At 72.6% G+C, this 1,179-nt stretch carries 1 protein-coding gene and 1 pseudogene; both read right to left on the reverse strand.

Going from position 1 to position 1,179, the window contains the following annotated elements:
* Positions 1-85: 85 nt before the first annotated feature.
* The gene (locus tag IH13_RS0122650; protein ID WP_031087245.1) at positions 86-328 is read right to left on the reverse strand and encodes a hypothetical protein; all 243 of its coding nucleotides are present in this window, start codon (positions 326-328) and stop codon (positions 86-88) included.
* A pseudogene (locus tag IH13_RS0122655) lies at positions 325-1,161 on the reverse strand (SDR family oxidoreductase); the annotation flags it as partial. The gene IH13_RS0122650 and the pseudogene IH13_RS0122655, both read right to left, overlap by 4 nt.
* Between the last annotated feature and the right edge of the window lie 18 nt (positions 1,162-1,179).

Below are 1,179 nucleotides of genomic sequence, written 5' to 3' on the forward strand. Positions count from 1 at the left end.
AGAGATGTGTATAAGAGACAGCGATCACGGACTACTGTCCGCACGGGGTGTGGCAGTGCGCGGAGAACCCCGAGTCCTCGCGCGTCTACCGGGAGATGCTGTCCGCCGGCCCGTCCTCCCCCGCCCCGTCGCCGGTGCCCACGGGGTCGCCGGAGGCCACTTCGGTACCGGACGCGCCCTCGCCCGAGCCGGTGACGGAACCGGTGCCGGAGCCGACGGGGAGCGGCGCGTCCAGGTGGTGCTTCTCCGTTCCGCTGAGCACCTGGTTCGGGACGTGGGCGCCGGACCGCGAGTTCTGCGGGGAGGCGTGAGGCGGCGCGCCCTTCACCTCCTGCCGGGGCGGCGGGCGGCGAGGAGGGCGGCGGCACCGAGCGCGGCGCCCGTGGCGAGGGCGGCGGCGGGATGGCGGGAGAGCCACAGCTGCGGGTCCCAGGTGTGCGCCTGCTCGTCGAAGGCGCCGTGCGCACCGTGGTCGGCCTCGGCGTCCCGGGGCTCCCAGAGGTTGTGCGGGCGCCGTGGGTCGTCGGGGACGGCCGTCTGCTGGGAGTCGTATCCGGTGCGGGCCAGGTAGCGGTCCAGCAGTCCGGCGGCGACCTTGTTCGCCAGGATGGTGGCCGCGGTGCTGGAGCCGACGTAGAACTGCTTGCGCCGGGGGTGGCCGGCGGCGTACACCACCGCCCGGGCGGCCGTCTCGGGCTGGTAGATGGGGGCCACGGGCTGCGGCCGGTTGGGCAGCTTGGAGAGCACCCAGGAGAACTGCGGGGTGTTGACGGCGGGCATCTGGGCGACCGTGATGTGCACGTTGCTGCCCTGGTGCAGGAGTTCCGTGCGTACCGCCGAGGTGAAGCCGTTGATGGCGTGCTTGGCCCCGCAGTAGGCGGACTGCAGCGGGATCGACCGTGACCCGAGGGCGGAGCCGACCTGGACGACGGTGCCGTGGTCCCGGGGCAGCATGTGGGCGAGGGCGGCCCGGGTCCCGTTGACGAAACCCAGGTACGTCACCTGGGTGACGCGTGCGTACTCCTCGGCCGCGATCTCGGTGAACGGGGCGAAGACGGAGGAGAAGGCGGTGTTGACCCACACGTCGATGCCGCCGAAGGTGTCCGCCGCCGCGTCGGCCGCCGCCTCGACCTGCCGGTGGTCGGCGACGTCGGTGGGGACTGTCTCTTATACACATCT

Source organism: Streptomyces sp. NRRL WC-3549, from assembly GCF_000721935.1.
In the GTDB taxonomy this organism is placed as follows: Bacteria; Actinomycetota; Actinomycetes; order Streptomycetales; family Streptomycetaceae; genus Streptomyces.